A 25,158-nucleotide genomic window follows, 5' to 3' on the forward strand; every position below is an offset into this window, starting at 1 on the left:
GAAACGTTCCCAATCCAAGTGCTGCTTCTCAGCATCACGCAGAATCTGCAGCACGAAAAGGCAAGCCAATCTGTGTGGAGGTGCTATCACGACAAAGTGAAGAGCAGTTTTACTATTTGAGGCGATTTGGGAACGTTCCCAATTTGCGAAACAGTCCCGAATGTCTTGTAAGTTCCCACGCAAACAAAAAACGACAAGCTGTCTTTGTGGAGGTGCTGTGCACACTATGGTGAAGAGCAATTCCCTTCAATCTTTCATTCTGAGTTGCATCGTCAGGATTTACGATTTTCCCCCGTTTGGTGTTCTTCTTCGTCGTCGTATGTCAGTGGCGGCGGCATTCTTTCTGGTGTTTCTGCAGTTATCGCCCCCGATTGCCAATGCGCAGTCAAACTTCTCTTCACTTAGCGGAACGGTGACCGATCCAACCGGAGCCGTGGTACCGAATGCACGCGTGACCGCGCACAACAATGCCAACGGAGAAGAGCGTACGGTTCAGACGAATGATTCGGGTTCCTACACCATCACCAATCTGCTGCCTGGAGATTACACGGTGAAGGTGGAGGCAAAGGGCTTTGGAACCGTGGAGCAGAGAGGAACGCATCTCGATCCGAACATCGGCAGCCGCTATGACGCCGCGCTCAAACCCGGCGAGTCGAGCACCACGGTGACGGTGCAGGCCGATGCGAATACGCTGCAGACTGAGTCCGCTGCCGTAGGACAGTTAGTCACGAGCGAGCAGGTGCGCTCCATTCAGCTCAACGGCCGTAACCCCATCTATCTCTCGCAGCTGGAGCCGGGTGTTGCCCGCAATGCGCCCTTGTCTTCTTTCAACTTCACTCCTGACTTTGGCGGTCCGACGATCAATGGAGCACGCAGCAACGAGAGTCTGGTCACGCTGGACGGAGCACCGATGATCCGCACTCGCGCGGATGGGACGACGATCGGTGTTGCCGATGTCGACTCCATCTCACAGGTCCAGATTCTGACCACGACTTATCCCGCACAATACGGCGGGACCTCGGGCGGTGTGATCGTTCAGATTCCCAAGAGCGGTACGAGCCAATTCCATGGCACCGGATATGAGTACCTGCGCAACTCCTTCTTCAACGCGAACACGTGGACGAGGAATCAGTCGAACCAGGCGCTGCTGAACGGACATCCGCCGCCATTTCGCTTCAACCAGTTTGGATGGAATCTCGGCGGACCGGTATACATTCCGCACCTCTTCAATCAGGGCAAGCAGAAGCTTTTCTTCGAAGCGGGACAGGAGTTTCTTCGCTACCGGCAAAATGCAACGCAGACCGGCACGGTGCCGACTGCGCTGATGCGCCAGGGAAATTTCAGCGAGCTGCTGGGGCCGAATATTTTTTATCAGCAGCCGGTGCAGATCGTGAATCCGGCGACGGGCGTTCCCTATCCGAACAATGTAATCACAACCGGTCTCAGCCCTAACGGAATCGGCTTGCTCAATGCGTATCCTGCGGCGAACGAGACGGGTAATAACGGCTTCAACTGGGAGGCCTCCGAGCCCTACCCGCAAAATCAGAGGAAGGACACGCTGGTCCTGGACTATACGCCGGGGGAGGCTCACCACATCCGCTTCAGCGTCTTAAATTACAACTACAACCAGATAAGTCCCTTCTCCAGCAACTTCACGCAACTGCCTCAGGTGTGGAACTGGCCGAACCAGGTGGGCATCGTCCATTACACATGGACGATCAGTCCGACGACCGTGAATGATGCGACGTTTTCGGCGTCTGCCGATCATGTCACCATCACCAATGACTTATCCAGCGGCCTGTATAACCGTGCTCTGTACGGAATCGATTATCCCTATCTGTTTCCGGGGGCACAGAAAGAGACGCCCAACAAGATACCTACGATCGAGATCGCCAACTTCACCACACTCAATGGCGGTCCTTATCCCTCGCACTCCGGCGGCCCCATCTTCAACTTTGCCGATAACCTAACCAAGGTGTTAGGAAGACATACACTGGTCTTTGGCGGGGTGTGGCAATACTCGGGAGAAAACGATAACGACCAGATCAGCGTGAGCAGCACGACTCCCGGCGCGACGAATAATCAGAATGGTCAGTTTATTTTTACTGACACGCGCACGGGCCATCCAACAACCAACGCGGCGGTTGCAAATACCGCGCTCGGCCTCTTCGATACCTACGGCGAAATCGGACAAAAGACCTATACGCTTTTCCGCGGGCATATGTACGAAGGCTTCGGACAGGATCAGTGGCGCGCCACGCCGAAGATGGTGCTGGAGTATGGCGTGCGATACAGCGTGATCCAGCCTTACTACGCTCTGTGGAGGAATCAATCGGTCTTCAATCCAGGCTCGTATAACCCCGCAACCGCGCCAACCGTGAATCCCACGACGGGATTCGCTACGGGAGGCGATCCTTATGATGGCGTGGTGATTCCGGGCAGTGGATTTCCCAGCTCTGCTCAAGGACATCTGCCGGCAAACATTCTCAGCGGCCAATTTCAGGATCTCTTTCGCGGATTCGGCGCGGGTTATTCGAAGACCGTATGGTCGGATGTTCAGCCGCGCTTCGGCATCACGTATCAACTTACTCCAACGACCGTGGTGCGGGCTGGAGCCGGCCGCTTCGTCCAGCGTCTGGGTGTTAGCGACCAGGTGCAGGTGGGTGGAAATGCACCCTTCCAGGACAGCGAGACGGTCACCGCCGGATCCGCGGATAACCCGGGAGGCGCAGGCACAAATGCTCTGCCTCTGGCGCTTTCATCGCAGGCTTACAACTTTCCGAATCCGGAATCGTGGGGCTGGAATGCCACGGTCGAACAGGATGTCCCCGGCTTCGCTACACTCACCATGGCTTATGTCGGACGGCGAGGAATTCACCTGCCCCAATTGGAGAACATCAACCAGCTCCAGCCGGGTACGGTGCAGGCCAATCCGAATGTAATCGCGCCGGATGCTCTACGTCCCTATCAGGGATTCTCGACGATTTTGCAGAACTCGAATGGCGGAAGCTCGATCTATCATTCGCTGCAAGTCAACCTCAAACGCCGCATGACCAAGAATGTGTTGTTCGGTGTGGCGTATACGTGGTCGAAGAGCATGGACTTCGGATCGAGTGTCGGTTATGAGCTTCCGAACGTCTACAATCCTGCACCGAATTACGGCCCCAGCGACTTCGATATTCGTAACATCGTTGTCGTCAACTATGTCTGGGATATTCCATACGGGACCAACGCGAGCAATCGAGTGGTTCGCTCCGTGCTTGGCAACTGGCAGGCTTCCGGTGTGACCCAGGCACAGTCGGGAATTCCCATCCAGATCGGCACGGGGGATGACTTCGCTGGAGTGGGACCAGGAGCGGGAACGCAGCTGTGGGATGTGACACGCGCCCCGCATATCGAAAAACATTTCAGCGGAAACGGAAGCACGGGCGACTGGTTCGACCCGACAGTCTTCGTGCAGCCGGCTCCGGGAACGCTGGCCCCGCGCGGCACCCGCAATCTGGTCTATGGTCCTGGCTTCCAGAGCTGGAACATGGCTCTCTTGAAAAACATCCATATCATCCCCGGCAGGGAGAATCATGTATTGACCTTCAAGGCCGAGGCATTCAACTTCACCAACCATCCCAACCTGGATGCGCCACAGAGCAACCCTACCAGCTCAACGTTTGGTGAGGTGACCTCGAAGGGAAATACCTACGCGTCGGATCGCGAGCTGCAGTTCAGCCTGCGCTACGCGTTCTAAATAGCGAGGATGTAGTTCATTTTTCATGGGAATGCCGGTGACGGCATTCCCATTTTTCTTGCGGTGATTGATCCTCATTCGGAGCGCAGGGCCTCTACGGCATTGATGCGTGCAGCGCGCGCGGCGGGCACAGCCGATGCGACGATGGCCGCGGCTATTATCACTGCGGCTGATGCGACAAAGGCGAGGATGCCCGGGGGCTGCGCCTCGGCCACGTATTTGCTTACGATGCGCGCGAAGGCCAGGCCAACGACAAATCCTGCAGCCACTCCGATGCACGCGATCACCAGGCCTTCGGCGAGAACATTGGTGAGGATGCTACGCGGCTGCGCGCCTAGAGCCATGCGGATGCCGAACTCGCGCGTGCGTCCGCTTACCGAGAAGGCGAGAACGCCGGCAACTCCAACCACAGAGATCAGGAGAGCGACGCCGGCGAAGCCGCCGAAGACGACGGCATTGAGGCGGTTGGGTGTCAGCACTTCCGCGCGAATATCTTCGAGCGTGTTAGCCCGCTCCACCGGCTGATCGGCTGCGATGTTATGAATGGTGCGGGTGATGAGCGGCACGAGGGTGTACGGATCGCCCTGGGTGCGCACGAACAGGCGGCCATTCCATCCCTCCTGCTCAGAGGGCTGATAGACGGTCATGGCCGGCGAGGGGATGATGTTCTCATCGTCAATATCGGCGACGACGCCGACGATCCTGCGCGGCTCGGTGCCGATGCCGATGAACTTCATCACACCGTCCGTCCAGCGCAATTCGCGATTCAGCGCCTGCTGACCCGGGAAGAGGGTCTGCGCGACGCTTCGGCTGATGATGACCACGGGTTCGGAGCCCTCTTTATCGGTGTCGCGGAAATCGCGGCCCTCCTGAACGGGAATCCCGAGTGTTTCGAAGAATCCCGGCGAGACGGAGCGGAAGCGGGCACGCAAATCGTCGAGACCATTCTTGCGCACCGCGCCCTGCACGGCGAAGGAGAAGCTTATGCCCAGGCCCTGGCCATCGCGCCATGGAACACTGAACCCTGAAGACACATGCGCGACTCCCGGCAGGGCGCTCACACGCTGCTGCACGTCGCGATAGAAATTTCTCACCTGCTCCGGAGTTCGGCCATAGGACATCACAGGCAGATTCACCGCCAGAACACGCGCGGTTTCGAATTGCGGCTGCGTCTTCTCGAGCACAAAGAGCGTTCTCATCAACGCGCCGGCACCGGCGAGCAGCAGGAACGAGGCGGTAATCTGCGTTACGGCAAAGATGCGAAGGCGCCGGCTGCTTCCACCTGCGACGCGCGTTCCGCTGCTGGCCAGACCGAGGCCTCGCGACACATCGGCAGTGGGAAGGCGCGGGACAAAGGCCAGAAAGACAGCGGCGGCCAGCGAAAGAATCACTCCGAACCACACCAGGCTGAAGTCGAGGGTCAAGCCGTCAGCGCGCACCGAGAAGCGCGACGCATAGCGCCCCAGGATTGCCACCATGGGAGCAGCGATGAGCAACGCAGCCAATGCTCCGCTTCCGCATAGAACGATGCTTTCGGCCAGCAGCGATCGGCGCAAAGCTGCCGTGCTTGCACCCAGCGCCGAGCGCACGGCCAGCTCCGGTTCGCGGCGCACGGTTCGTGCGAGCACCAGATTGGCAACGTTGGAGCAGGCGATCACAAACAGCAGGCCGGATGCGGCGAACAAGATCCACAGGATGGTATTCGCGCGGGAATTGATCTGCTCGTGCATCCGCTTCACATCGATTTGGAAGTGATCGCTGGATTTGTAGACCTCAGGATGCGCGGCCACCATAGCGGAGTAGGCCGTCCGCAGCTCGGCTCGAGCCGTGTCGAGACTGGCAGCGGGCGCGAGCCGTCCGAAGACCTCGGTCATGCGATGCTCACGGCCGGTCACCATGGTTGCGGAGAGATGATGAGGGCTGGTGACCACGTTGGCGATGATCTCGGTCTCAACCGGATAAGGCACCGATGGCTCGAGCACTCCAACGATGACCGCGGTGCGCGGGCCTGCGAAGCTTTCCAGACGCACCGATTTCCCGATCACTCCGGGATCGGAGTGCAGCGATGTGTTCCAGAACCGATACGTGAGCACGGCCGCACCGGCGGCGTTGGGGCCATCGTCGGCAGAGGTCAGCAAACGGCCCAGCACGGGACGCAGACCCATCACATCGAAGTAGTTGCCATCGACTACGCCGGCATGGATCTCACGCGGAGTGCCGAGACCCACAACGGTGAAGCTGATCTCGGAGAAGGTTCCGAGCTCGGTGATGCTCTTCAGGCCCTTGCCGAGATCCTGGATTTCAGGAACAGAGAAAGTCGCATTGCTCTCGCCGATGCCGGGAGCGCTCTGGCGGATGTAAAGCAGGCGATCCTCATCGCGATTGGCGAGCGGGCGCAGAAGTACCGCGCGAACCACGCTGAAGATGGCTGCGTTGGCTCCAATGCCGAGGGCCAGCGTCAGGGCAACGGTGATCCACAGCGCCGGAACTCGCGACAGCGAGCGGATGGCGATTTTCAAATCACGAACGAATGACATAACGATCTCCATTCGGGCAGCTTGGTTTAGAGCCTGTCATGCACTTTTGGGCAGTTGTCGTTGCGAGCGAAAAGCGGTCCAGACGAGACGGCGTCCGAAGGCTGTGGCGGTCCCACCGCCGAGGGCGACAACGAAGTATGGACCGCTTTGCGCCGCAACCCGAAGGGCCGGGGCCAATTTTTCCGGCTTCGTTGTCGCTCGTCGCTCGAAGATTCCCGATATTCGTCGCTCCTCACTTCTAGAATCCAAAAAAATTGGCTCCCGGCGACGCTGTCCAAAAGTGCATAACAGGCTCTATGGGGTTCTGCAGTCTCTCAAGCGCAAGACGATCTCTGCTGTCAATCTTCACCCTATCGTCGCTTGCATCGGCGCCTATCGAATTTCCGCAAGTGCGTATCTTTTTCGATATGGCCGATTTTCCGGACGGCTCGATAGCTTATGTTGATATCAACATAAGCTATCCGGCGTCAAGGGAAATGACTATTTTTACGAATTCTTGAATGATTTCACCTGGCTTGCATGCGCATGGGCGGCCATCCTCATAACCGCTGCCATGAGCCAGGGTGAACAGATTTCTTACATCTCATCTTCGGCCGCGTCGTTTATCCAGCAGCGGTGTGATGCGCCGAACCCAGCAGCGTGGCCCATGCGGAGACGGCTTTTGCGGAGACGCCGTTGCCGCCATTCCGATCTTGATTGAGAGCGGCGAGTTGCACCGCAAAGTTGCCGATCGTCGAGCTTTCGACGGCTCCACGGTGCACTTCGAGGCCGGTTGCCGCCGCGGTAAGGCGATTGAGGAGATCGTTCTGACTGCCTCCTCCAACGATGTAGAGCCGCTTGAAGTTTTTCCCGCTGAGCTCCGAGATGCGCGCCAGCACTTCGGCGTAGCGTGCCGCGAGGGAGTGGAAGATCAAGAGCGCAAATTGCGGAGCGTTCGCGGGGCGCTCATCGAGCGCGGCCAGGCCGCGAGCCGCACGCTGCGCATTGATGCGCGCAGGCATGTGGCCCTGCAGCAGCAGATCGGAGTCATCGACATCGATCAGAGCATTGGGATCGAGCAGGGCCTCGGCGTCGATAAGATCAGGGGGCAGCGTCGCATGTTCGGCTTCAGCGACCAGGTCCTTGACGATCCAATCCCTTCCCTCGATCGACCATTGCTCGATGCATTGGCGCAGCAGCCACATGCCGTTCACGTTCTTGTGAAAGCAGATGCGATTGCCGACTCCGCCAAGGTTGGTGAAATTTTCCGCGCGCACGGCGGGGCTGTTGCATGGCTCGTTCAATACTGTTCCGACCAGAGACCATGTGCCGGAGCTAATGTAAGCCCAGTCATCGCCAGCCGCGCCAATACCGGCGATGGCCGAGGCTGTGTCGTGGCAGGCAGGCGCGATCAGCAGAGTATCGCGAAGCGCGGACAATTTCGCCAGGGAGCCATGGAGCTTACCAACGATGGCGCCCGGTTGAACGATCTTTGCGGCCACGTCGGGATCGATGCCGACTGCGTGAAAAATCTCCTCGCACCATTCCGCCTTGCCCAGCTTCACTAACTGGGTGTGCGTTGCGTTGGTCAGCTCGGCGACACGATCTCCTCCCCAGCGAGCCAGCATGTACTCGGGAAGATTGAGCCACGGCCGGTCATGGTGAAGACCGGCCAAGTGATCGGCATGGAGCTGATAGAGGGTGTTGATGCGCAGCTGCTGCACTCCGGTCAACGCGTGCATGCGGTCGGGACTGCACTTGCCGTGCACAGAGCCGAATGCGTGGACCGTGCGTTCATCGCGATAGCAGAAGGGATCGGCTACCGGGCTTCCATCATCATTCAATCGAACATAATCGACGGCCCAGCCATCGACGGCGATGGAGCGAATGCCTTCCGTGGCGATCTCCGCAGCCTTACGAACTCCGTCGTCGATGCCCGCTTCGATCCTGCGAAGATCCCAACGCAAGCCGCCATCCACTTCGCGAGGCCGGTTGTCGAAGCGATGCACGACCGCAAACTGCGGCCGTCCGTCGCGCCAACGCAACAGCGAGACGCGACAGCTCTCGGCTCCAAGATCGACAGCAACCAGTGCACGGCGATCAGCCGGAGTGCGGCCGAGGTCTGGCGAATCGCTCAACGAAGGAACGCCTCCACCAGACCTCCATCCACCGGGATGAGATGGCCTGTGGTTACGGGGGTGAGCGGTCCGGCGAGAAACAGGATCGCCTGCGCGCAGTCTTTCGGATCGATCGGCACATGGGTCAGCGTGCGCTGTGCATAGAATTGCGCCAGCTTGTTGCGCAGCTCGTCGTCGCTTTCGGTTTCCGCGAAGGCGATGGCGTATTTGGCCAGCGAGGCTTTCACGCGATCTCGCGGAAACATGGTCGAGCCCTTCACCACGGTGGCTGGACTGATGCCGTTGACGCGCGTACGCGGAGACAGCCTGACAGCAAGCTCTCGGATGAGATGGCTGAGAGCGGCCTTCGAGACATCGTAAGCCTCGCTTCCCTTCTTCGCGACTACCGCGTTTGCCGAGCTGGTCAGAGTCAGCGTGGTGTCCAGCCCCTGCTCGTCGAGGATCTTCTGCGCCTCGTCGGCCAGAAGGTAGTTCGCCGTCACATTGATCTCGAGCGTCAATGCCCACTGCGCATCGCTGACGACACCATCAGGCGAAGAGGGGAAGATCGCGGCGGTATTGATGATCATGTCCACGCCGCCGAACTGCTTGATCGTCGCATGCAGCGCGGCCTTGATCGTCTCGCGATTGCGAATGTCGATCGAAGTGGCAAGAACCGCTTCCTTGCCCGCGATGCTCTTGCACTCCTCAGCCGTCTTCTCGGCGCCTGCGGTGTCGCGGTCGGCTACTACTACATGCGCTCCGCGCTCGGCTGCGAGCAACGCAACTTCGCGACCGATGCCGCTGCCTCCGCCGACCACTAACGCGATGCGGCGGCTCAGCTCCTTCTCGGGAGGCTGGCGACGAATCTTCGCCTCTTCGAGCGCCCAGTACTCGATGCGGAAGGCTTCGCTCGGCGGCAATGCAACGTAATTCTCGTACACCGTAAATTCACCGGGACCGGCGGCCGGACCAGCCTGCGGCACATCGACACATTCGATCTCTTCGCCCAGCGATCCCGCGCCCTGCATCACATGGATCGCGTTGGTGTAGAACTCGCCGGTCAGCCGGGACTCGGTCTTATTTTTCCCGAAGGTGAACATGCCCACGCCAGGAACCAGCACCACGGTCGGGCTAGCATCGCGAATCGCCGGCGAATCTTTGAGCGCATGCTTCGCGTAATACTCGCCGTACTCTTTGCGATAGGTCTCGAGCGTCGTGTCGATCAACGCCTGCAGCTCTTTCGCATCGCCCTTGGGATTCCAGGGCAGATACATGGGGCGAATCTTGGTGCGGATGAAATGATCCGGGCAGCTGGTGCCCAGGTGCGCCAGCTTCTGCGCCTGCTTCGAGTTCACAAACTCCAGCACATCCGGCGAATCGGTGAAAGTGCCGATCCAGCGCTGCTTGCGCGATACCGCTCCACGCAGCCGGGGAAAGATCGCTTGCGCAACCGTCGCGCGGTCTTCGCGCGTCTTATGCAGCGATCCGCCGAATGCTGCTGCGCTCTTCTTTGTGGCATGGGCATCGATGAACTGGCCGATCTGGTCGATGATGGTAATGGTGTTCAGATAGCTTTCGCGCTGCGTGTTGCCCCAGGTAAACAGGCCGTGGCCGCCGAGGATGATGCCGTCGCAGCCGGGGTTCTCTTCCACAGCACGCTTGAGCATCATGGCCAGCTCAAAGCCCGGACGCTGCCAGGGCAGCCATACCAGCTTGTGGCCGAACTGCTTGTTGAACTCCTCCATCTTGATCTTGCCGTTGGCCGACGCGGCCAACGCAATCGCCCAATCGGGATGGAGATGATCGACGTGCGGGAAGGGTAGAAAGCCGTGAAGCGGGGTATCGATTGAAGCCGCGACAGGGTTGTTGCCGAAGGTGATGAGCGGGTACATCGCCACCATCTCGTCTTCGCGGGCGACGCCCGGATAGACCTTCTCCATGGACAGCAGCTTGTCCATGTAGAGCGTTGCGAAGCCCTGGCGCTTGATGCTGCCCAGGTCGCCGCCGCTTCCCTTCACCCACAGGACCTTCACGCTCTGGCCGGTCAAGGGATCGACCTGGTCCAGCTTGGAGCTGGTGTTGCCGCCGCCGAAGTTTGTAATGCGCAGATCGGAGCCAAGCAAATTCGAGCGGTAGCGCAGCAGCTCGGGCGCATCCAGCTTGGCGGCAACCGCATCGTCCCAGCGGTCTTCGAGGAAACGCAGACCACTTTTCACAGCCATATCGATATCCATCCTTCAATTTGGACGCATAGCGCCCCGAACCATCGTTTCACGGTTTTACCAATAGATCAATTATTCCTATAGGCACATAGTGAGCAGGAATATAGCGGCATTTCGCGATCCGATCATTCTGGTCAAACGCCGGCGGGCGGAGTGTTGAGGAGCGACGGCGTGACTGTCCTGGTGCTCACGTAGTTGTAGGGCGGAACCGTCTGCCCGCTCAGCAATGCCAGCCCCAGGCTCACCAGCGCCGGGCCATAGGTTCCGGTTTCGTGTGAGACCGATCCGATCAGTGGCGAGGAGCGCTTCTGCATCTCTTCCATCGCCTCCGGGATGCAGTCCTGGCCTACGACCGCGACATGACGTTCGCGCTTCGCCTCGCGCACCGCATCAACGGCTCCGAGAGCGCTGGTGTCGGTCGCAGCCGCGATCAGGATATGTTTTTCCTTCGAGTGCCGCTTGAGGAAATCCGCAACCAATTCCCTGCTTACATTGCGCATGCCGCGCCCGTCGACGCGGACGAACGACTCGACCGGCATCTCTCCGAGCACCGACTTGATGGCTTCAAATGCGCCGGTGGTGCGGCTCTGCACCAGCGTTCCGGCTTCGGGCAGATCGAGGCCGATGACCCAATCCACTTTACCGCCCCAGTTGGCCTGCGCGTGCTGTGCAAGCAGTTCGCCGGCGTCGCGGCCTACGCGGTAATTGTCTACGCCGAGAAAAGTAGCGTGGGGGTGAGGAATATCCACAGCGATGAGCGGAATCTTCGCCGCTGAAATCTTGTCGGCGATCACCGGAGCGACTTCCTGCTCGACCTGAAATTCGATGACTAGGTCCACGCGGCTCTTCACGAACTCTTCCGCATTGCGCAATGCGATCGTCGCGTCATATTGATTGTCCAGAATCATCAGGTCCACACCCATGGATGTAGCGGCGGCCTTGAGGCTCTCGGTGACGGCGACGCTGAAGGGCATGTCCTTGCTTTGCCCGGCGAAACCGAAGCGCAATTTCTTCGGACGGCTTACGGCGCGATAGAGCCCGTCTGTTGATTGCGCGAGATAGCCGCGATGCGTGTAAGTCTTCAGCACCCGGTAGACGGTGGTCTTGGATATTTTGGTGCGCTGATAGATGGACTCGAGCGACATTGGCTGGTTTTCATTCTGCAGCAGCTCCAGAATGTCCAGCGCCTTGGAAAGAACGGGGATTAAGTAGAGACGCTTATTCGATTTACGCAAAACCTGCTCCGAACTGGGGATCGAATCCTATTATGCCCGGCAAGGTAATGTTTCCAATAGGAAATTCGTTCTTCAGTTTTACGTATTGAACTTCAGGCATAGCTGCTGACACTGCCGGCATTTTTAGCAGCTCGCTGTTTGGCGGCACGCTCCACGTAACCGCTCTCGTATAACGTTTTCAGCGGATCGTGAGGAAGGCCGCGGGTCACTCTCCATTGCGCTACGGCTGGACGAACATCGGTGTAGAAGGCTCCGCGAAACAGCTCCTCGGCTTCCACCAGACGGCACTCATCCTGCAACCCGGCCAGCTTAGCCTGGTCTACGAGGGCAGCCTTCGCGTAGAGCTCCTGCGCTGCAACGACGGTCTGCACCATGGCTTCCACTTTGCCCTTCAGGTTGTGGCTCTGATCGATCATGAAGGCGATGTCGTTGAGCTGGTCGCCCGCGCCGCTCACGATCTCGTAGAAGATTCGAAACACCTGGTAGGGGTCGATCGAGCCCAGCGTGAGGTCGTCGTCGGCATACTTGCGGTCGTTGAAGTGAAAGCCGCCGAGCGCCTTCAGATGCAGCAGCCACGCGACGATCTGCTCCACATTCTGCGCCTGGTAGTGATGGCCGGTATCGACCAGCACCTTCGCTTGCGGACCTGCGCTGCGCGCGTACTCGAGCGCCATGCCCCAATCGGCAACGTCAGTGAAATAAAACGCAGGCTCAAACGGTTTGTACTCGACCAGCATGCGCTGATCGGGCCGCAAAGCATCATGAATGGTCTTCAGGCTTTCCTGCAGCCAGTCGATGCGACGCCGGATGGACTGCGATCCCGGATAATTGGCTCCGTCGGAGATCCACATCGAGATATCGCGCGAGTCCAGAGCCTTCGCGACTTCGACCGACTCGATGCAATGCGCGACTGCCTGCTGCCGTATCTCCGCGCTGGGATTGGCCAGCGAGCCGAATTTATATTTCTGATCCTGAAAGAGATTTGGATTGATGGAGCCGGCGCGCACGCCATACTTCGTCTCGAGCGAACGAACCTCGGCGGCATCCTTCACGCCGTTGGGAGTATCCCAGAGCACATGCAGGGCGACGGTAGGGCTGGCGCCGGTGAGCGCGTTGACCTGACCCGCATCGGCAAACTTCTCTTCGAGATTGGTGGCCGCCGCCGGCTGCACAAATTTTCCAAAGCGCGTGCCAGTGTTCGAGAATCCCCACGAAGGAAGCTCGATACGGAAGCTGTCGAGCGCCTGAAACACGCGCTCCGTATCACCATGTGCAGAGCCGGAATGGTTATTCAAATGAGACATCACCCGATTTTACCCAGAACAGCACTCATTGGGAAACAAACTGCCTATTGAAACGGAAATGCTTTTCATCGGAGGAGAATCATCGGACGCCATCCAACGTACCTGCACTATGTCTTGTACCAGGATCACATCCAGAAAGCGCGGCCCGTGAACGCCCTTGATGCGCGTCATCTCGATATCGGCCGTCGCCGATGGTCCGGAGAAAAACGTGGTCGGCAGAGTCGCGGTTTGCTCGAGCATGCGCATGGCCTGGGGAACGGATTGCAGCACCTGGCTCGCGAAGAGCACGCACAGGTGATAATCCGGCATCAGGGTGGAGGCGCGACGGCCTTGTCCGGGCACATTCTGCAACACGATGGTTCCGGTATCGGCGATGGCCAGCGTGGCACCGGTGAGAACGCCATCGAGCTGGTCGAGTGCGTGCGCGTCGAGATTCGAGTCTTCTACAAAATGAAAATCCGGCGGCAGCCACTCGTTCGGTGTGCCGGCCGCTATCACGATGTTCTGCTTGTCGCGCTGCTGCAATGCCCGCGCTATGGCTCCGGCGATCTCCGCTGGAACGCAGTGAAAGACCTGGGCGTCGTAATCGCGGAGCCGGTCTTCGAGGAGATGAAGAATTTCCGCAGGCGGCAGATCGGGCGCGACTTTGTATTCTCTGCGAATCTTCTCCCATGCCGCGGCCGCATCGCTCGGCGGAGCTTGCGGCTTCGCGGCGCGAATCCGTTCCAGAATCTGTGCTCGTGCTTCGGTTCTCTCAGGCATGGCCGCGATCTTTCTTTTCCCGCGCATCGAACCACTCGCGGAATGTCTGTTGCGGCATGGCGTGCAGATCGCGCGCCTGCGTCCATCCGCCCAGCATGCCGGGCAGCCAGCCGATCCATCCCTCGCGATTGACGAGCGGCTTCTCTGCTGCCCGTCCAAATTTCTGCGCTGCACGAAAGCGCGATTCGCTGCGGAAGATCATGCCCAGCACCTTCATCGCGACGGCTTCGGGATTCAATCTGCCCATCCCCCGCGTCTGCTGCTTTACTACCTTATTGCGCAGGTGAATCAGCACTTCGGGAATATTGATCTTGACCGGGCAGACCTCGTAGCATGCTCCGCAGAGCGATGAGGCATAAGGCAGGCTTTGCGCGTGTTCCATCTTCTGCAACTGCGGCGTCAAGATCGCTCCGATGGGCCCCGCGTAGACCGAGCCGTACGCGTGGCCGCCGGTCTGGCGATAGACAGGGCAGGCGTTTTGGCAGGCTCCGCAGCGAATGCAATATAGGGTTTGCCGGCCTTCGGGATCGGCGAGAACATCGGTGCGGGCGTTATCCATCAGCACGACGTGGAAATTTCGCGGCCCGTCGTTTTCGTGGAGGCCGGTCCAGATGGAGTTATAAGGATTCATCCGCTCGCCGGTGGCCGAACGCGGCAGCAGCTGCAGCATCACTTCGAGATCCTGGAAGCGCGGCAGCACCTTGTCGATTCCGGCGATGGTGATGAGCGTCTGCGGCAAGGTGAGACACATTCGCCCGTTGCCTTCGGACTCGACGATGCAGACGCTGCCGGTTTCGGCGATGAGGAAGTTCGCTCCGCTGATCGCTGTTTGCACCGTGAGGAATTTTTTGCGCAGATAAGTCCGCGCGGCCTCTGCCAGATCGGCCGGCTCCTCGCCCAGATGCTTCAGTCCCATCTCACGCAGAAAGATCTCGCGAATCTCGTGACGACTCTTGTGCAGCGCGGGCACGACGATGTGCGATGGCTGATCCTGGCCCAGTTGAATGATCAGCTCCGCGAGGTCGGTCTCGATCGCGTTGATCCCCGCAGCCTCGAGCGCGTTGTTGAGATGGATCTCCTCGGTGGTCATCGACTTGATCTTGACTACTTCGCGGGAGCCGGCTTCCGTGGCCAGGCGGACGACAATCTGCCGCGCCTCTTCGGCATCGCGCGCCCAATGAACGTGTCCGCCGGCAGCCTCGCAGTTGCGCTCGAACTGCTCGAGGTATTCGTCCATGTATGCCAGTGCATGCTCACGTATCTGCCGGCCGGCCTCGCGCAGCTGTTGCCAGTCGGGCCGCTCGCCTACGACGCGCTGGCGCTTTGTCTGGATTACGTTCGTCGCGTGCTTCACATTCCTGCGCAGCTGCAAGTCATGGAGCGAGACCTTGGCCGCCTTGGGAAAGGCGGGCGCGGTTGCCGGATCGAGCGGTATGCGGCTCATCTCTCTTCTCCGGCAAGAATTTCGGCGAGGTGCAGCGTGCGGACGCCGGTTCGCTGGCGATGCAATCCGCCTTCGATGTGCATCAGGCAGGAGTTGTCGCAGGCGGTACAAATCTCTGCACCGGTATCGATCACGGCTTTTGTCTTATCCGCCAGCATGGCGGCCGAGACATCCGCGTTCTTGACCGCGAAGGTGCCTCCGAAGCCGCAGCATTGCTCGAGTCCTTCGATCGGAATCAGTTCAATGCCGCGGACCGACTTCAACAGCTGGATCGGACCATCGCCCAGTCCAAGGTTTCGCAAACCGTGGCAGCTGGCGTGATAGGTGACCTTGTGCGGATAAGAGGCGCCGACATCTTCCAGGCCCAGCTTTTTGGTGAGGAACTCCGAGAACTCCCACACCTTGGGCAGAAGGACATTCAGATCCCTCTTGAGCGCCTCGTCGTGCAGCTCCCCGGCCATCAAAGGATAATGATCCCGCATCATCGCTACACAAGAGGACGACGGCACCACCACGGCTTCGGCATCGCGAAACTGCTCGACGAACCGTCGCACCAGCGGCAGCGCTTCGGCCTGGTAACCGGTATTCCAGTGCATCTGGCCGCAGCATGTCTGTCCGCTGGGAAATTCGACAGTGTGCCCCAGCCGCTCCAGCACGCGAACGGCGGCTTTGCCGGTCTCCGGAAACAGGGTGTCGTTATAGCAGGTGATGAAGAGCGCGACGCGCAGAGCCGTCCTCCTGAAATTCATTAAATTCAATAGAGATTATATTTTCCCAATGGCACGTGCACTCAATTACGATAAATCGTCTTACCTTTGTATGCCGTTATTCTTCTTGTTATGAGGGTTCTTTGTGGGACCTAACCCGTTCTTAGGCGTCATCTATCATTGGATCGGCGGCTTCGCCTCGGCCACCAACTTCATCCCTTTTCGTGGCATCAAACGCTGGTCGTGGGAGATTTACTGGATCATCCAAGGCGTGGCCGCATGGCTGATCGCCCCGACGTTGCTGGCCTCTATTTTTGTTCCTCACGTCTTCGGCATTCTGCATCAGGCTCCGTCATCCGCGATCGGATACGCCATCTTCTGGGGCATGCTCTGGGGCACAGGAGGACTTACCTTCGGGCTGGCCATCCGCTATCTGGGACTCGGTCTGGGTTATGCCATTGCGCTCGGCCTGTGCACTGCTTTCGGCACGCTCATGCCTCCCATCTTCAGCCGCGAGAACGGCCATATGCAACTGGTCATCATCGCACATCAGGCGTCGGGCCGTGTCATCCTCATCGGAGTGCTGGTCTGCCTGATTGCGGTCGCCATCAACGGCCTGGCCGGGATGTCAAAAGAGAAAGAGATTACAGAGGAAGAAAAGGCCAGCTCCGGCGAGCGCGATTTCTCCTTCGCCACCGGCATGGCTGTGGCCATCTTCGCGGGCATCATGAGCTCGTGCTTCGCCTATGGCCTGGCTGCCGGCAAACCAATCGGAGAGATTGCGAAGGTCCAGCTGCTGGCCTCGGGACATTCGGATCTGTGGCAGAACCTGCCGGTGCTGATTGTCGTATTGTGGGGCGGCTTCATTACAAATTTTGTGTGGTCGCTGATTCTTATTCTGAAAAACCGCTCTTTCGCGCAATTCGGCGGCCAGCCGGGAAGCAATCCGCTGGGAACCAGCGCGGAGACGGGCACAACGCTGCAGGATGTCGATCCCCGCACACTCACCAAGCACATCGCCGCCGGGCCACTCACGAGAAATTACATCCTCGCCGCGCTGGCCGGCGTCATCTGGTACTTTCAATTCTTTTTCTATTCGATGGGCCAGACCAAGATGGGCAAGTATGACTTTTCCAGCTGGGCTTTGCACATGGCCAGCATCATCATCTTCGCGACGTTGTGGGGCCTGATATTGGGAGAGTGGCGTGGAACGGGCACGCGGACCCGGACACTGGTAGCGTCCGGGCTCGGGTTGTTGATTGCTTCCACGCTGATCATCGGGTACGGCAACTATCTCAAGACGGAAGAGCTGGTTCCGGCGCGGGTTGCCATGTCGCGATAGACCCTATGGGCGATGCCGCTTCGTCAGCCTGGTATTACTATGTTGCATGGCGCAAGCGTTGATCCCTCATGGAGATTGTCCGATTGACCTGCGGTCGTGAAACTCCAGTCGCGGCAAAGGAGAACCCCGGCATCGCGGCTCATCTGTGGAATGCGTGGTGCACTCGCCGGTTTCGAGACCTTCGTTGCGTGTGTGGCCTGTTTCTATTGTTGTCGATGGCCTCGGCATTTGAGACATGCCTGGCTCAGTCAGCCTCTCCGCAACAATCGATTGGCGCGACGATTCAGGGAACCATTGTCGAGGCGGATCACAAGGCGGTTGCTCACGCGCTGGTGCGGCTTGAATCTCAGGATGGGCATCGCGTGCTGCAGACTGTGACGGACTCTAACGGGGCCTATGTCATCTCTGCACTGCCTGCCGGCACGTATCGCATCACCTCGGAACTCAACGGGCTCCACAATCGCGTGACTGATCCGCTGGTCATGGCAGCAGACGAGCATCGGCGCGTCGATCTTGTGCTCGAAGCTGCAAATACGCCAGGGGCAAAATCGAATCCGTCTTCTACAGCTGCGCCCCCTTCTCCATCCGCTGCCGATGCGATGCAGTTTGCCGATCTGCCCAACTTCACTGTCGCAGGAGTAACCGACTGGACTGCCGCGGGCGGACACGGCTCCGACGCGCGATTGCGGACGAGCGAAGACCTCACGCGAGCGACAGTTGTGCTCAAACCGGCCGAGGCCAGTTCGGCGAAGTCGAAAGATGCCGCGAGCGAATCCGAGAGCAGTCTGCGCGCGGCTTTGGCAAAAGATCCACACAGCTTCGAGGCGAATCATCGGATGGGTGAGTTCTGTCTGCGCGAAAAAGATTTTCACGAGGCGATCCGCGCACTGCAGGCGGCTTACGAGATCGATCCGGCGAATGCGAGCAACGAGTACGACCTGGCTCTCGCTTACCAAGGCGCTGGGCAACTGGCGCAGGCACGCGATCATGCTCAGCATTTACTGGCTCATGCGGAGAATGCCAATGCCCATCGGCTGCTGGGCGATCTGGACGAAGAGCTGGGTGAGCCGCTGCTTGCGGTCAATGAAGATGAGAGGGCGGTTCGTCTCGATCCCAGTGAAGAGAATTATTTTCAGTGGGGCACGGAGCTGTTGACTCATCGCGCGGTCAAGCCAGCGATCGAGGTTTTTGGAGATGGCGCAAAGGCTTATCCCAAATCGTCGCGCATGCTGGCGGCGCTGGGAGCCGCGCTGTTTGCCGGCGGACGCAATGACGAGGCCGCATCGCGCGTGTGCGAGGCGGCGGACTTGAATCCGGCCGATGCGGCTCCGTATATTTTTCTGGGCAAGATCGATCTCGCTGCGCCGACAGCGATTGCATGCGTCGAGCCCAGGCTGGCGCATTATCTGGAGCAACAGCCGGAGAGCGCGCTTGCGAATTACTATTACGCGATGACGCTGTGGAAGGCGGAGCAGTCGTCAGAGAGCAAGGCGCAACTTCAGCGTGTCGAATTGCTGCTGACCAGGGCGGTTACCGCCGATCCCAAGTTTGAAGATGCGCTGCTACAGCTGGGCATCCTGTATTTCTCGCAGAGCAACTTCAAGCAAGCTGCGGATTGTTTTCAACGCGCGGTCTCTGCCGATCCGCAGTCGAGTGCTGCGCATTACCGGCTCGGCATGGCGTATGCGCGCATCGGTGAGCATGATCAGTCGCGAGCGGAATTTGCCCGTTATCGTGAGCTGGACCAGCAACAGGCGGCCGCGATTGAGCAGCAGCGGAAAGAGATCAAGCAGTTTCTAGTAGTGCTGAAGGACAAGCCGGCCACGGTGAACTGAGGCAGGCTTTTGCGGATAGAATTTCTTTCGGCGGCTGAAGCCGCGTTTCTTGCACGCCAGTGATGGCATGGCTAAAGCCATGCCCTACCGAAAGCAATTCAATTTAACATTGTCGAGATTGCCCATCACTTGATGACGCCTTCGCCTTCGCGAATGGTGAGGATCTGGTTTGCCTTCATCTTTTCGAAGCGCTCGATCTTCTGCGTGGTGGGCCACTTCACTTCGATGAGGTCTACGGTGTCGGCCTTGCCAAGGCCGAAGTGGAGGCGCAGGTCGCTCTGCGACATTACGCTGGTCCCGCTGTGCACCTCGTCCATCTGGATGTGCTTGCCGACCATCACGCGGACACGTGCGCCGATGGCGGTGCGATTGCACTTGGTGCCGATGAGCTTAATCTTGATCCAGTTCTGTCGATTGCCTCCGTCATTGCGGAGCAGCGAGGGAGGGTCGTTGAGGTTCAGGATAACGGCATCTATGTCGCCATCGTTGTCGTAGTCGCCGAAGGCCGCGCCACGGCTGGAGAATCGTTCACTGACGCCAGGGCCCAGCTCTGCTGAGACGTCTTTGAAGCGCCCATTGCCTAGGTTTTTGTAGACGAGCCGCGGGTTTTTGAATGTCTGGCCGAAGTTGTAGTTATCGATCTCCGGATAAACATGCCCGTTCACCTGGATGATGTCGGCCCAGCCGTCGTTATCGTAGTCGACGAAGCCGCAGCCCCAGGCAACGTAGCGATTGTTGACTCCGATGCCTGAATCGAAGGTGACATCGGTGAATGTGCCGTCACCGTTGTTGTGGTAGAGGTTGCAGGTGTCGTCGGAGAAGTTGGTCTTGAAGATATCGAAGAAGCCGTCGCAGTCGTAGTCGGCGACGGCTACGCCCATGCCGGCCTGCTCGTGTCCGTTGTCGCTGTAGGCGCAGCCGGCCATCACAGCGACATCGGTAAACGTGCCGTCGTGATTGTTCTTGAACAGGATGCTTGGCTCGGAGTCTACGGCGATGTAGATATCGGGCCAGCCGTCGTTGTCGAAGTCATAGGAGACAGCAGTGATCGAATAGCGCGGGCCGGGCTTCAGTATGCCGGATTTCTCCGAAACATCGGTGAAGGTGCCATCACCGTTGTTGCGGTAGAGGATGTTGGTGTCGCCAGGCAGTCCGCGCGGGCCGCACATGCTCGGCACGCCCTTCCATTGGCAATAGGTTGTCTTATCGGCTGGAAGAATTTTCTCCGGATCGAGCTTGAGGTAATTGCAGACGAAGAGATCGAGATGGCCATCGCGATCGTAATCAAGAAAGGTACAACCCGTGCCCCAGCGATAGATGTTCTGCGCAAGGCCGGCCTTCTGCGTCACGTCAGTAAATGTGCCATCGCCATTGTTGCGGAAGAGGATGTTGTGTCCCCAGAAGCAGCAGAAGAGATCATCCCAACCATCGTTGTTGTAGTCGCCGACGCAGACGCCGGTCTGCCAGCCGGTGCGTCCGATGCCGGATTTTTCCGTGACATCGGTAAAGGTGCCATCGCGATTATTTTTATACAGGTGGGACGTGGGAGCCTGGCCCGGAGCCCATTGCGCGTCGAGCCTGTTGCCGTTGGTGAGATAGATATCGAGCCAGCCGTCGTGATCGTAGTCGAAGAAGGCCAGCCCGCTGCCCTTGGCTTCGATGATGGAGCGCTTGTGATCGATGCCGCCCCACACGTTGAGCGCGGTGAGACCGGAGTGCTGCGCGACGTCGACAAGTTGGACTGGAGATGTTTCGACATGGGGAGACGTCGCGGTTTGAAGGAGCGACGGATCGCGCCACTTCCACAGCGGCGTCGCGAGCGCTTCAGTCAGCGTGCCGCTGAGCGCGATGATTCCGGAGCCGAGGAAACGGCGGCGGGGAAGATTCATCGCAGTGCTTCCATAGCTTGCAGTGCGCCGCGATTCTGCGGCTGCAGGCGGAGCAGCTCCTGCACCATGGCGATTGCGCTTTCGCGGTCGCCGCGCATGGCGTAGAGACGCGCGAGATTGAGATAGGACTGATCGAAATTCGGAACGAGCTGGATGCAGGTTTTGAATTGCGCTTCCGCTTCGGAGTAATTTTGCGCGCGCACGTAAAGGATGCCGAGATTGTTGCGCGCTTCGGGGTAGTCGGGGCGCAGCGCGATGGCCTTCTGGAGATAGTCAGAGGCTTGAGGTATCTGGCCTTGCTGCGCGTAGAGCATGCCCAGACCGTAGTCGATCTCCGGATCGTCAGGTTGGATTGCAAGAGCGCGCGTGAGCAGGTCCTGCGCCTTGTCGAATGCGCCCTGGCGGCGATAGAGATTTCCCAGGTTCACGAGCGCGATGGCATAGGATGGCCTCTGCTGCAGCGATCGCTGAAAGTTCTGCATCGCATCGTCCGCGCGGCCCTGCTGCGCGGCGATCATGCCGAGGTTGTTCCAGGCCTCAGGATAGTCAGCGCGCAAGGCTACTGTACGTTCGAGATATTTCTTCGCCTGGTCGAGATCGTTTCTGCGCAGATAGAGAGTGCCGAGGTTATAGCAGGCTTCGGGATCATCCGGCTTGGCGGCGAGCACCTGCTGGAAAGATGCTGTGGCCTGATCGAGATATCCGTGCTGGAGCAGAGCGATGCCGTAGGTGAAATCGTTGCGCTGCAACGCGCTCTGATAGAGCACTCCTCCGAAGGGCAGCGCCTTCGCGAGGCGGTCTTTCGGATTGGTGGGTATGGTTCGCATATCGTCGAGCACGCGCGCGGGGTCCACCGGCCCCTGATAGATCTTGACGATCATGACTTCGCGGTCAAGTAGAAACGTGCATGGGATGGGCAGGTCTTTGCGGCGATCGAAGAGAAACCGAAAGATGATGTTGTAGATGCCGGCGACTTCTTCGGTCGCGAAGAGAACCGGGAAAGAAAAATGGTCTGGTGAGACGGCGGCCTGTGCGGCGTGAAGATCGGAGGGGTCGTCAACATTGAGGGCGAGGACTTCGCAATGGCTCGCTGTCAGCGCGGCATGCTGCTGCTGGAATATTCGGAGCTGATCGCTGCTCTGAGGTGATTTCGTCGACCAGAAATTGAGCAACAGGAAGCTGCCCTGCAGCGATTGCAAGCTGCGCATGTTGCCGGTGAGGTCGGGCAGCGAAAATTCCGGAGCCTTCAACGGCTCGAGCAGCCATGTTTCCACCTGCGAGGGCAGGGATTCTGGGGCTGTCGAGGGTGCCGTTCCAATAGATATGACCGGCGGCGGTGCGAAGGGCGTAGCGTTGAATGTCGACGCGCCTTCTTCGATCTCGATGCGATGGTTTGGGGGAAGATTTTCGAACTGCTGCGTCAGCCCGCTGGGCCAGTGGACGGTGGCGCGAACATTTCCATCGTAACTCCCGATGCCCACGTGAACTTCCTTCGTATGCTGCGCGAGAAATCCCGATCCGGCCTGCAGATATCTTGTCTGGCGCAGGCCGCCCGCTTCTACTGTGACCGCTGCACCGATGGCGTCGCGATTGCTCTTCGTGCCGCGCAGGCGAAAGGCAATCGACTTGCCGATGTCCTGCATACTGTTGTGCAGGATCCGCAATTGCGGGGCGTTGCGATTTTTCAGGATGACTTCAAGCCGGCCATCGTGATCGAGATCGGCCAGCGCAAACGAACGGCTGTCCTCGGGGAAGTCGAGTCCGGCGGTTCCCGAGACTTCGGAGAAGGTTCCGTCGCGGTTATTCGCGAACATTACGTTGCGCTCATAGCCGCTCCATGACGCGTCGGAGCGGATCAGCTCATTCAATGCGTTCCAGCCGTGCTCGTAGGCTTGCGACGGGGTGGTGTCGTCGGGCGATTTGGCCACGACCTGACGCCAGAAGAAGCTGCCCAGGTCAATCTGATTTTTGGGGCCGGAGATGTATCCGTTGGCCACATAGAGATCGGGATAGCCGTCGTGATCGAAATCCCAGAAGTCGGAGCACCACGACCATCGGCCCATTTCGATGCCAATCCGGGCGCTCTCATTCTGGAAATTGCCGTCCCCTTGATTGCGGTAAAGCGAATTGCCGCGGGCATGGCGGCGATAGAGGGCGCGGATATCTTCCGGCGCTTTCTCATGAAAATTCTTCTGCTGCGAAACCCTCTGCCCGGCTGCTGACCACATGTTGGCGGCGTAGATGTCCGGCTTGCCGTCGTTGTCGATGTCGCTCCACGCGGCGCTCATGCCGGCTCCGGCATCCTGGACGTGAGCTGCTTCGGAAATGGCGGCGAAGGTGCCATCACCGTTATTGCGGTAGAAGTTGCTGCGGCCGAAATCGTTGGCCACGTAGAGATCGGGAAGACCGTTGCTTTGATAGTCCCCCCAGGCGCAGGCAAAGCTGTAACGGTCGTTTTCGGCATTCAAGCCGACGGCTTCGGTGTGGTCTTCGAAGGTCCCATCGCCCTGGTTGCGCATCAGGTAATTCGGCGGACCGTTGCGGGCGTCGAAGTAGGGCACGGGATAGTGATACTGGTCGAGGCCGAGATAGTAACTGTAAAGGCAGAAGTAGATATCGAGGCGGCCATCGCGGTCATAGTCGGCGATCGCCGCATGAGTGAAGGTTCCCTGCGGCTGCTGCTTAAACTTGAAGGCATCGCGCTTGAGCGAGAAAGTTCCGTTGCCCTGATTGAGAAACAGGAGTGGACCGCTGCCGCAGACGACCAGGAGATCCTGTACGCCTTTGTTTCCGAAGTCGGCGAAGAGGGCGCAGGCAGTATTGTCGAGAACGCCGACTCCCGATTTCTCTGTGACATCCTCGAAGGTGCCGTCGCCGCGATTGCGGTAGAGACGATTCGGTAATCCCGCTGGCTGGCAGACGTAAAGATCATCGAAGCCATCGTTATCGAAGTCGCCAACAGAGACGCCGTTGTTCCCGTAAACGTCGATCCCACAGGCGCCGTCGAGCACGGTGCGCCAGTAGTCGGTTCCGTGAAGCAGCTGGGTTGAGTAGGATTCAGCCGCCGTCATTGCGTGCCCCGTCACATCGACGAAGGCAGGGCCACGGATTTCGCTTACTGTCTCCTCGCGGGCCTCCCACTTGCGAACCTTCCACTCCTTCGAATCGTTCTGCAGCCATTCGGTCAGCCAGGCGCCCACCCGCTCTTCGCGGCGGTCGGATTCCAGCTCCGCGACGATGTCGTAGCGAATGTCCAGACGGAGGGTGAGGGGCGTCTCTGCAATCTCCTCGATGGCGGTGATCTCGAACTCCGCCGTCCGCACCTTGGCAGTCCCCCCGAGCCAGCTGCGGATTTCGTGAAGCACGCGCTCGCGGCCCGGGATGAGCTGCTTCTTCGACTCAAACTGCCTCTTGCGTATCTCAAGCCCGCTGCCGCTCCTCAGCTTGTGTTCCTGAGTTGGCGTGAGCGGGGAGATTTCACAGGCGGGGTCGAGAAACGCTGCCAGCGCTGAGAGATCATTCGCGCCCGACTGCAAGGCTTGACTCCATCGTTGGAGGAGCAGGCCAATTTCGTACGCATATTTTTCAGTTACGAACTCATCGCTGCCCGGAGCAACGAGGCTGAATAGATTTTCGACCGGCGACTGGGCGGGATAATGCGGTGTAAAGCGGACGTCCGCAAAGGGGAGCACGCCATTCGCGGCAGAAGGAAACTCGGACAGGCCGGACCAAGGGGAGCAGCCGAGGAAGGGAGCTGCACGAAAGAAAAACGGCGCAGCTGCAAAGCCTTTCAGGATCGATCGCCGGGAAAACGGCTTTCCTTCGTTATGGTGATGCGACATCTTTGTGCAGTTCCCCGTGATCAGTCCGGAAGTCGCAATGCTAGCATCGGGGCCGATCCTCTCCAAATTGGTATATCCCAATTCGCATTTTGCCTCGGCAAAAGCGGTGATTTTCCTGCCGAAATCTCTTATCCATCCCAGGATGCGGAGAAGACTCATCATTTTGATTGACAAATTTATCTACACACAGGTAGCTTT

13 protein-coding genes are annotated in these 25,158 nt (G+C 58.9%); 3 read left to right on the top strand and 10 right to left on the bottom strand.

The window, feature by feature from the left end; all coding sequences use genetic code 11:
• Nucleotides 1-346: 346 nt before the first annotated feature.
• On the top strand, nucleotides 347-3,742 hold the full coding sequence (locus tag XX99_RS21870) for a TonB-dependent receptor (RefSeq protein WP_231581555.1): 3,396 nt from the start codon (nucleotides 347-349) through the stop codon (nucleotides 3,740-3,742).
• Between the two features lie 74 nt (nucleotides 3,743-3,816).
• Here the strand turns inward: XX99_RS21870 and XX99_RS21875 are convergent, their stop codons facing one another.
• From XX99_RS21875 to XX99_RS21910, 8 genes are all read right to left on the bottom strand, one after another.
• Nucleotides 3,817-6,279 carry an ADOP family duplicated permease gene (locus tag XX99_RS21875; RefSeq protein ID WP_050061555.1) on the bottom strand — a complete coding sequence of 821 codons (2,463 nt, stop codon included), beginning with the start codon at nucleotides 6,277-6,279 and terminating at the stop codon, nucleotides 3,817-3,819.
• 602 nt (nucleotides 6,280-6,881) lie between these two features.
• Entirely contained in the window at nucleotides 6,882-8,396 is a 1,515-nt protein-coding gene (locus tag XX99_RS21880) for a rhamnulokinase (RefSeq protein ID WP_050061556.1), read from the bottom strand.
• Nucleotides 8,393-10,600, bottom strand: coding sequence for a bifunctional rhamnulose-1-phosphate aldolase/short-chain dehydrogenase (locus XX99_RS21885; RefSeq protein ID WP_050061777.1), 2,208 nt, complete (start codon nucleotides 10,598-10,600; stop codon nucleotides 8,393-8,395). The genes XX99_RS21880 and XX99_RS21885 overlap by 4 nt, the downstream gene beginning before the upstream one ends.
• 134 nt (nucleotides 10,601-10,734) lie before the next feature.
• Nucleotides 10,735-11,835 carry a substrate-binding domain-containing protein gene (locus XX99_RS21890; RefSeq protein WP_050061557.1) on the bottom strand — a complete coding sequence of 367 codons (1,101 nt, stop codon included), beginning with the start codon at nucleotides 11,833-11,835 and terminating at the stop codon, nucleotides 10,735-10,737.
• A gap of 92 nt (nucleotides 11,836-11,927) precedes the next feature.
• Entirely contained in the window at nucleotides 11,928-13,139 is a 1,212-nt protein-coding gene (locus XX99_RS21895) for a TIM barrel protein (RefSeq protein ID WP_050061558.1), read from the bottom strand.
• A gap of 9 nt (nucleotides 13,140-13,148) precedes the next feature.
• Entirely contained in the window at nucleotides 13,149-13,901 is a 753-nt protein-coding gene (locus XX99_RS21900; RefSeq protein ID WP_082125828.1) for a LutC/YkgG family protein, read from the bottom strand.
• Nucleotides 13,894-15,345, bottom strand: coding sequence for a LutB/LldF family L-lactate oxidation iron-sulfur protein (locus tag XX99_RS21905; RefSeq protein WP_050061559.1), 1,452 nt, complete (start codon nucleotides 15,343-15,345; stop codon nucleotides 13,894-13,896). The genes XX99_RS21900 and XX99_RS21905 overlap by 8 nt, the downstream gene beginning before the upstream one ends.
• Nucleotides 15,342-16,073, bottom strand: a complete 732-nt coding sequence (locus XX99_RS21910; RefSeq protein ID WP_050061778.1) for a (Fe-S)-binding protein — start codon at nucleotides 16,071-16,073, stop codon at nucleotides 15,342-15,344. Before XX99_RS21910 ends, XX99_RS21905 begins: the two co-directional genes overlap by 4 nt.
• A 124-nt stretch (nucleotides 16,074-16,197) precedes the next feature.
• Between XX99_RS21910 and XX99_RS21915 the strand changes: the two genes are divergently transcribed.
• A complete protein-coding gene (locus tag XX99_RS21915; protein WP_050061560.1) occupies nucleotides 16,198-17,394 on the top strand; it encodes an L-rhamnose/proton symporter RhaT in 1,197 nt (398 codons plus the stop codon).
• Between the two features lie 83 nt (nucleotides 17,395-17,477).
• A complete protein-coding gene (locus tag XX99_RS21920; RefSeq protein ID WP_184084994.1) occupies nucleotides 17,478-19,229 on the top strand; it encodes a tetratricopeptide repeat protein in 1,752 nt (583 codons plus the stop codon).
• A 125-nt stretch (nucleotides 19,230-19,354) separates the two neighbouring features.
• Here XX99_RS21920 and XX99_RS21925 read toward each other — a convergent pair whose 3' ends face one another.
• Together XX99_RS21925 and XX99_RS21930 are read right to left on the bottom strand one after the other, a co-directional pair.
• On the bottom strand, nucleotides 19,355-21,118 hold the full coding sequence (locus tag XX99_RS21925) for a CRTAC1 family protein (RefSeq protein ID WP_050061562.1): 1,764 nt from the start codon (nucleotides 21,116-21,118) through the stop codon (nucleotides 19,355-19,357).
• Nucleotides 21,115-24,960, bottom strand: coding sequence for an FG-GAP-like repeat-containing protein (locus XX99_RS21930; RefSeq protein ID WP_050061779.1), 3,846 nt, complete (start codon nucleotides 24,958-24,960; stop codon nucleotides 21,115-21,117). Before XX99_RS21930 ends, XX99_RS21925 begins: the two co-directional genes overlap by 4 nt.
• Nucleotides 24,961-25,158 lie beyond the last annotated feature (198 nt).

The sequence above is a fragment of the Silvibacterium bohemicum genome (assembly GCF_001006305.1).
GTDB classification, from domain to species: Bacteria; Acidobacteriota; Terriglobia; order Terriglobales; family Acidobacteriaceae; genus Silvibacterium; species Silvibacterium bohemicum.

What these genes read in the sequence shown, in the direction of transcription:
- XX99_RS21885 (WP_050061777.1), bottom strand. Translation starts at nt 10,600, where the DNA reads ATGGCTGTGAAAAGTGGTCTGCGTTTCCTCGAAGACCGCTGGGACGAT.
- XX99_RS21900 (WP_082125828.1), bottom strand. Translation starts at nt 13,901, where the DNA reads ATGCCTGAGAGAACCGAAGCACGAGCACAGATTCTGGAACGGATTCGC.
- XX99_RS21905 (WP_050061559.1), bottom strand. Translation starts at nt 15,345, where the DNA reads ATGAGCCGCATACCGCTCGATCCGGCAACCGCGCCCGCCTTTCCCAAG.
- XX99_RS21925 (WP_050061562.1), bottom strand. Translation starts at nt 21,118, where the DNA reads ATGAATCTTCCCCGCCGCCGTTTCCTCGGCTCCGGAATCATCGCGCTC.
- XX99_RS21875 (WP_050061555.1), bottom strand. Translation starts at nt 6,279, where the DNA reads ATGTCATTCGTTCGTGATTTGAAAATCGCCATCCGCTCGCTGTCGCGA.
- XX99_RS21895 (WP_050061558.1), bottom strand. Translation starts at nt 13,139, where the DNA reads ATGTCTCATTTGAATAACCATTCCGGCTCTGCACATGGTGATACGGAG.
- XX99_RS21930 (WP_050061779.1), bottom strand. Translation starts at nt 24,960, where the DNA reads ATGTCGCATCACCATAACGAAGGAAAGCCGTTTTCCCGGCGATCGATC.